General features: G+C 67.9%; 7 protein-coding genes. All 7 read right to left on the reverse strand.

Annotated elements, in window-relative coordinates:
* Positions 1-73: 73 nt before the first annotated feature.
* The 7 genes from RCF13_RS23305 to RCF13_RS23335 all read right to left on the reverse strand — a co-directional run bounded on the left by RCF13_RS23305 (position 74) and on the right by RCF13_RS23335 (position 6816).
* A complete protein-coding gene (locus RCF13_RS23305) occupies positions 74-463 on the reverse strand; it encodes a Na+/H+ antiporter subunit G (protein ID WP_049401677.1) in 390 nt (129 codons plus the stop codon).
* The gene (locus RCF13_RS23310; protein WP_005411334.1) at positions 460-744 is read right to left on the reverse strand and encodes a K+/H+ antiporter subunit F; all 285 of its coding nucleotides are present in this window, start codon (positions 742-744) and stop codon (positions 460-462) included. The genes RCF13_RS23305 and RCF13_RS23310 overlap by 4 nt, the downstream gene beginning before the upstream one ends.
* The gene (locus tag RCF13_RS23315; RefSeq protein ID WP_061480225.1) at positions 741-1247 is read right to left on the reverse strand and encodes a Na+/H+ antiporter subunit E; all 507 of its coding nucleotides are present in this window, start codon (positions 1245-1247) and stop codon (positions 741-743) included. Before RCF13_RS23315 ends, RCF13_RS23310 begins: the two co-directional genes overlap by 4 nt.
* A complete protein-coding gene (locus RCF13_RS23320; protein ID WP_134968156.1) occupies positions 1244-2779 on the reverse strand; it encodes a monovalent cation/H+ antiporter subunit D in 1536 nt (511 codons plus the stop codon). Before RCF13_RS23320 ends, RCF13_RS23315 begins: the two co-directional genes overlap by 4 nt.
* Entirely contained in the window at positions 2776-3168 is a 393-nt protein-coding gene (locus tag RCF13_RS23325) for a Na+/H+ antiporter subunit C (protein WP_010482669.1), read from the reverse strand. Before RCF13_RS23325 ends, RCF13_RS23320 begins: the two co-directional genes overlap by 4 nt.
* Positions 3168-5999 carry a monovalent cation/H+ antiporter subunit A gene (locus RCF13_RS23330; RefSeq protein WP_308141567.1) on the reverse strand — a complete coding sequence of 944 codons (2832 nt, stop codon included), beginning with the start codon at positions 5997-5999 and terminating at the stop codon, positions 3168-3170. The genes RCF13_RS23325 and RCF13_RS23330 overlap by 1 nt, the downstream gene beginning before the upstream one ends.
* A 331-nt stretch (positions 6000-6330) precedes the next feature.
* Positions 6331-6816, reverse strand: a complete 486-nt coding sequence (locus RCF13_RS23335; protein ID WP_061478206.1) for an Mpo1-like protein — start codon at positions 6814-6816, stop codon at positions 6331-6333.
* Positions 6817-7079: the final 263 nt, after the last annotated feature.

Genomic DNA, 7079 nt, shown 5'->3' on the forward strand with positions numbered 1-7079 from the left:
ATGCTCGGCCGCTGTTCGTGCCGACCAGCGGTCGGCACCTACCGGGCGTCACATTGCCGGCCAGCGGCCGGCACTACCGGTTCTGCGTGGTTTCTTCTTCCCGCACCGGTTCCGGCGGCGGCAGCTGCTCCTCGGCGGCCGGCTCGTTGCCCGGCAGGCTGGGGCGGGTTTCCATCAGCAGCGACAACGCCGCCTTGGCCATCATGTGCGCGCTGATCGGTGCGGTGATGAACAGGAACACGGTGATCAGCAGCTCGCGTGGCTGCGGGTCCTGGCCGAGGAAGATGTGGTAGCACACCGAGCACACCAGCACGCAGCCCACGCCCAGCGTGCTGGCCTTGGTCGGTGCGTGCAGGCGCTTGAAGAAGGTGGACAGCTTCACCAGGCCCAGTGCGCCGACCAGGATGAAGAAGCAGCCGAACAGCAGCAGGATCGACAGGCCGATCTGGATCGCGGTGATCATTCGACGATGTCCCGGCGCAGCACGAACTTGCTCAGCACCACGGTGCTGCCGAAGCCGAGCATGGCGATGATCAGCGCGGCCTCGAAGTAGATCGGCGAGTTGAGGTACATGCCGAACAGCATCAGCTCGGCGATCGCGGTCACCGACAGCGTGTCCAGCGCGAGGATGCGGTCGGGCACGGTCGGCCCGCGCAGCAGGCGCCAGGTGGCCAGCAGCATCGCCAGGCCGACCACGTGCATGCACACCACCAGGGTGGTCTGGATGACTTCAAAACCGGTCATGGGAAGATCTCCATCAACGGCGCCTCGTAGCGGCGCTTGATCGTATCGATCAGGTCCTGTGGGTCCTCCAGGTGCAGCACGTGCACCAGCAGGAACTTGCGGTCGTCGCTGAGCGCGGCCGAGACCGTGCCCGGGGTCAGCGTGATCATGCTGGTCAGCGCGGCGATGCCGTGGATGTTGGCGATGTCCAGCGGCAACCAGATGAAACCCGGGTGGATGTTCTTCTCCGGGCCCAGCACCTGCAGGGCAACGCGGATGTTGGACATCAGGATGTCCCACAGGGTCACGCACAGCAGTTTCGGCAACGGGCGCAGGGTGCCGATGCGGGCGAACTCGCGATCCAGGCGCGCGGCGAACAGCGGCACCACCACGCCCAGCACCAGCCCCAGCACGATCTGGCCGAGGGTGAAGCTGTCGGACATCAGCAGCCAGAATGCCACCACCATGATGCTGAGCATCGGCGACGGAATCAGGCGACGGAACAGGGAGCGCTGGGCGGTCATGGCTGGCGGATCTCCGGTGCAGTCGCACGCAGCTGCTGCACATACTCGCTGGGGTGCAGCAGCTGCGCGGCGGTGGCGTCGGTGTAGCGCATCAGCGGTGCTGCGGCCAGGGTCATGCCGATGCCGTAGGCCAGCAGGATGCAGGCCGCGTACAGCTCGACCCGGCGCAGCCGCGCCTTGCGTGGTACCGGCGCTTCCGGATCAACCGGCGGCACGCGCCAGAACAGGCGGATGCCCCCCCGGGTCAGGCCCATGATCACCAGCAGGCTGCTGACCAGAACGGCGGTCCAGACCGGGCCGGTGTACTGCGCCGGCATGCCGGCCAGCAGCGCAGCCTTGGCCAGGAAGCCGGACAGCGGCGGCAGGCCGGCCACCGACACCGCGCCGATCAGGAACAACACGGCGGGCGTTTCCTTGCCCGGCATCGGCGCGACCACTTCCTTGCGGTCGCTGGCGCTACCGCGACGGCGGCGGATCAGATCGGCGACCAGGAACAGCGCGGCAGCGACGAAGCTGCTGTGTGGCAGGTAGTACAGGCCAGCCGAGAGCACCTGGGGCGTGCCCACCGAGAAGGCGATGAACAGCGTGGCCGCCGACACGATCACCAGGTAGGAGATCAGTACGCGCAGGCGGGTCGCGGCCAGCGCGCCGAGGCCGCCCAGCACCAGCGTCGCGACGCCGGCCCACAGCAGCCAGTCGCGGCCATAGCCGGCCATCGCGCCGGCATCGTCGCCGAACCACAGCATCTGGATGCGCAGCACCGAGTACAGGCCGACCTTGGTCATGATCGCGAACAGCGCCGCCACCGCCGCCGGTGCGCGCGAATAGGCTTCCGGCAGCCACAGGTACAGCGGCATCAGCGCGGCCTTGGCGCAGAACACCAGCAGCAACAGGCCCATGGTCGCCTTCACCAGGGTCAGCTGTGCCGGCGGTACCTCGGCGATGCGCTGCGACAGCTCGGCCATGTTCAATGAGCCCAGCGAGGCATACAGCAGGCCCAGCGCGACCAGGAACAGGGTCGAGGCGGTGACGTTGAACACCACGTAGTGCAGGCCGATGCGCATGCGCAGGCCGCGGCCGCCACTGAGCAGCAGGCCGTAGGAGGCGATCAGCATCACCTCGAAGAACACGAACAGGTTGAAGATGTCGCCGGTCAGGAACGCGCCGTTGAGGCCGACCAGCTGGAACTGGAACAGCGCATGGAAGTGCGGCGCGCGGCGGTCCCAGCCCGAGCAGGCGTGCAGCAGGCAGGGAATGGCCAGCAGCAGGGTGGTCAGCAGCATCCACGCCGACAGCCGGTCGGCCACCAGCGCGATGCCCAGCCGCGACGGCCAGTCGCCCAGCAGGTAGACGTTGATTTCACCACTGGCCGTGGTGGCAAACAGCAGCCCGACCGCCAGCGCCAGCGCCGACAGCGCGGTCCAGGCCACCGCGCGCTGCACCCGGGGGCCATAGCGGCGGTGTTCGACGAACAGCGACAGTGCAGCACCCAGCAGCGGAATCAGGATCGGCAGGATCACCAGATGATTCATGCGCGGTCCTCGTCCTGGCGCGGCGGCACGCGCTCATCCTGCAGGTCGTCATCCGGTTCGTGGGCGTCCACGTGGTCGCTGTGGTTGTCGCTGCGGCTGCGCATGGCCAGCACGATGCTCACGGCTGTCATCGCGAAGGCGATCACGATCGCGGTCAGCACCAGCGCCTGTGGCAGCGGGTCGGTGTAGTTGCCCAGGTGGCTGTCCACGCCTTCCTGCAGCACCGGCGCCTTGCCCAGCACCACGCGGCCACCGGCAAAGATCAGCAGGTTGGTGGCGTAGGACAGGAAGGTCATGCCGAGGATCACATCGAAGCTGCGCGCACGCAGCAGCAGGTAGATGCCGATGGCGGTCAGCACGCCGATCGCGGTAGCCAGGGCCAGTTCCATCAGTGCATCTCCCCGGTGCGTGCCGAGCGGCGTTGCAGGTCGATCTCACCCTTGCGGGCAGTGCGGGTACGCGACGGCTTGATCGTGCCCATCATCGACAGCATCAGCATGGCGCCGCCGAACACCACCAGATAGACGCCGATGTCAAAACCGATCGCGCTGGCCAGCGGCACGTCGCCGATCAGCGGCAGGTGCAGGTCGAGATGACCGCTGGTCAGGAACGGCACGCCGAACAGCATCGACGCGCTGCCGCTGAGCAGGGCGATCAGCAGGCCCATGCCGATGCAGCGGATATAGTCGAAGCCGAAGCGCGACTCCACCGATGCAGTGCCCTGGATCACGTACTGGATCAGCAGCGGCACTGCCAATACCAGGCCGGCGATGAAGCCGCCACCCGGTGCGTTGTGCCCGCGCAGGAACAGGAAGATCGACACGGTCAGGGTCAGCGGGAGCATGATCTGCGCCAGGTCGGCCGGCACCGGCAGCTTGATCGGCGGGCCGGGCATGATCTGCTCCGGCGCCATCCGCGTACGCCGCAGCAGCGCATGCACCACCAGCGCGGCGATGCCGAACACGGTGATCTCGCCGAAGGTATCGAAGCCGCGGAAGTCGACCAGGATCACGTTGACCACGTTCTGGCCGTAGGCCTCGGGCAACGCGCGGGCGAGCAGCTCGCCAGCCATGGTGTTCGGCGGCAGGGTCATCGCCGAATAGGCCAGCGCGCCAAGCCCGGCACCGGCGATGATCGCGATCACCGCGTCGCGGCGCTTGCGCCAGCGCGGCCGCTCCGGGCCGGACTGCGCAGGCAGGTAGTTCATGCCCAGCAGCATCAGCACCAGCGTCACCATCTCCACCAGCAGCTGGGTGAGGGCCAGGTCGGGCGCGGACAGGAACACGAAGGTCAGCGCCACCATCAGGCCGACGCCGCCGACCAGCAGCACCGCCAGCAGGCGCTGCTTGTAGATGCGCAGGGTGGCGACCGCGCAGGCCATCATCACCAGCCACAGGGCCCAGCCCAGCAGCGGAATCGGCTGCGGCGCGGTCCAGTTCGGCGAGGCAGGGTTGGCCACGAACGGCGCAGCGGCAACCACGATCGCCACCAGCACCAGGCCCAGCAGCATGCGCTGCAGGCTGCCATTGGCGATGCCGCTGGTCAGGCGCATGGCCAGCGCGGACACGGCGTCCAGCTGGGCGTGGAACACGTTGCGGCCCGTGCTGACATTGGTCACGGCATGCAGGTTGATCAGCCTGCGCAGGCCGAAGTACAGCGCCACGCCACCGACCACGCCGATCGCGCTCATCGCCAGCGGCAGGTTGAAGCCGTGCCACACCGCCAGGCTGTATTCGGGCATGGCGGTGCCGAGGATCGAGGCGGCAGCGGCGTGCAGCACCGGCGCGACGGTCAGTGCGGGTGCCACGCCCACCGCCACACAGATCACCACCAGCAGCTCCACCGGCACCTTCATCCAGCGCGGCGGCTCGTGGGGCACGCGGTCCAGGTCGTGCGGGCCAGTGCCGAAGAAGGTGTCGTGCACGAAGCGCAGGCTGTACGCCACGCCGAACACGCCTGCCAGCAACGCAGCGATCGACACCGCCGTGCGCATCGCGCCCGGGCCGCCACCGGCGGTCAGTGCCTCGGCGAACAGCATTTCCTTGGACAGGAAGCCGTTGAGCAGCGGGATGCCGGCCATCGCCAGCGAGGCGATGATCGCCAGCGCACTGGTGAACGGCATCAGCCTGCGCAGCCCCCCCAGCTTGCGCATGTCGCGGGTGCCGGTTTCGTGGTCGATGATGCCGGCGGCCATGAACAGCGAAGCCTTGAAGGTGGCGTGGTTGAGGATGTGGAACACGCCGGCGACCACCGCCATCGGCGTGGACAGGCCGAACAGCAGGGTGATCAGGCCCAGGTGGGAAATGGTCGAGTACGCCAGCAGGCCTTTCAGGTCGTGCTGGAAGATCGCGTTCCAGGCACCGATCAGCAGGGTCAGCGCGCCGATGCCGCTGACCGTATAGAAGAACAGGTCGCTGCCGGCCAGCGCCGGATGCAGCCGCGCCAGCAGGAACACGCCGGCCTTCACCATGGTGGCCGAGTGCAGGTAGGCCGAGACCGGGGTCGGCGCTGCCATCGCGTGCGGCAGCCAGAAGTGGAACGGGAACTGCGCGCTCTTGGTGAAGATGCCGGCCAGCACCAGGAACAGGGCGTACGGGTACAGCGTGCTGGCGCGGATCTGCTCGCCGGCGGCCAGCACCACATCCAGGTCGAAGCTGCCGACGATGCGGCCGATCAGCAGCACGCCACCGAGCAGGGCCAGGCCGCCGCCGCCGGTGATCACCAGCGCCATGCGCGCGCCTTCGCGTGCGTCCTGGCGGTGCGACCAGAAGCCGATCAGCAGGAACGAGCTGATGCTGGTCATTTCCCAGAAGATCATCAGCAACAGCAGGTTGCCCGACAGCACCATCCCCAGCATCGCGCCCATGAACAGCAGCAGGTAGCAGTAGAAGCGGTGCGCGTTGTCCTGCTGGCTGAGGTAGTAGCGCGCATACAGCACCACCAGGGCGCCGATGCCCAGCACCAGCCCGGCGAACATCCAGGCCAGCCCGTCCAGGCGCAGGGTGAAGTCCAGGCCGATCTGTGGAAGCCAGGGGACCAGGGTGCGGACCACCTGGCCATCGAGCACCGCCGGGGTCAGCCAGCCGAGGATGGCCAGCCCGCCCAACGGCGCCAGCGCCGCCAGCCAGGCAGCAGTCGAGCGCGAACTACGGGGGAAGGCCGCAACAGCCGCTGCCATCAGGAACGGCAGGGCCAGCAGCAGGGGCAGGCTGGAGAGCATGCAGGGAATCCATGATTCACGAGCAGGTCAGGGAGAATAACAGGCTGCGAAATGTCGCCGAAACCCATCAAACAGCGATCAATTGCATGTAACGTTCGCTGATTCATTTTTTCCGCGCCGCAACATCACGTTCCTGCGGTCCCTTCCGGTTGCCCTCGGGGGACACCCTACGCTCACGCAGGGAGACCGCAGGCCCTGTCGCACAGGGGCTGCCGTCAATGGACGGAAGGCGGGGAGCGAGTCACCGGCGCAGGCTGGCAGGGCCGCCGTGGAGTGTGGGTGATGGAATTCGCCCGTTCAGGAAACGACGGCCGCTGTCGACCGCCGGCGATCAGTAGCGCCAGTCGAGCTTGCGATAGAACTTGGCCATCACCCAGGCCGGGCCGATCAGCAGGTAGGTCAGGTCGGTCAGGAAGCTGGGCTTGCGACCCTCGAACGTGTGGCCGATGAACTGCGCGATCCAGGCCACCACGAACACGCCCACCGCCAGCCAGCGCAGCGCCTGCAGGCCGATCTCGGCCTCCAGCAGGCGGCACAGGCAGCCGAATACGAAGAACTGGACGAGCATGCCGATGCCCAGCGGGCGCGACAGCTTGTTGTAGAAGCACCAGGCGCTGAACATCGCGAACGCCGACCAGATGCCGTACTGGAACCAGGTGATCAGCGGCGGCAGGCACCACAGCAGGGCCACCACCGACCACAGGATCGCCGGCACCGCCACCACGTGGATGCGCTGGTTGATCACGTTGCGGTGGTCGTCGGAGTAGCTGGCGAAATAGCGGTCGATCGGCCGCGCAAGCTCGGTGGATGTCTGCATGCTGCGTCGCTTCCTCGGACAACGGTAGTGGCGGGCGCGGGGGCGGCCAACCCCGCCCAGCCCCGGTGGCGGGGGTGGCCGCCCCCGGGCGGCCCCAACACGCTGAGGCCCGGGCCCGCGGGCGGGGGCCCCCACCCGGCGCGCGGGGGGTTGGTTGGTGGGGGCCCGCCCCGCCCCCGCCACTACCGTTGTCCGAGGAAGCGACGCAGCATGCAGACATCCACCGAGCTTGCGCGGCCGATCGACCGCTATTTCGCCAGCTA

It is taken from the genome of Stenotrophomonas maltophilia group sp. RNC7, assembly GCF_030910085.1.
GTDB lineage: Bacteria > Pseudomonadota > Gammaproteobacteria > Xanthomonadales > Xanthomonadaceae > Stenotrophomonas > Stenotrophomonas sepilia.

Bases quoted from the DNA above. Each gene is read 5' to 3' on its own strand.
- RCF13_RS23305 (WP_049401677.1), bottom strand. From the start codon at position 463: ATGATCACCGCGATCCAGATCGGCCTGTCGATCCTGCTGCTGTTCGGC.
- RCF13_RS23310 (WP_005411334.1), bottom strand. From the start codon at position 744: ATGACCGGTTTTGAAGTCATCCAGACCACCCTGGTGGTGTGCATGCAC.
- RCF13_RS23315 (WP_061480225.1), bottom strand. From the start codon at position 1,247: ATGACCGCCCAGCGCTCCCTGTTCCGTCGCCTGATTCCGTCGCCGATG.
- RCF13_RS23320 (WP_134968156.1), bottom strand. From the start codon at position 2,779: ATGAATCATCTGGTGATCCTGCCGATCCTGATTCCGCTGCTGGGTGCT.
- RCF13_RS23325 (WP_010482669.1), bottom strand. From the start codon at position 3,168: ATGGAACTGGCCCTGGCTACCGCGATCGGCGTGCTGACCGCCATCGGC.
- RCF13_RS23330 (WP_308141567.1), bottom strand. From the start codon at position 5,999: ATGCTCTCCAGCCTGCCCCTGCTGCTGGCCCTGCCGTTCCTGATGGCA.
- RCF13_RS23335 (WP_061478206.1), bottom strand. From the start codon at position 6,816: ATGCAGACATCCACCGAGCTTGCGCGGCCGATCGACCGCTATTTCGCC.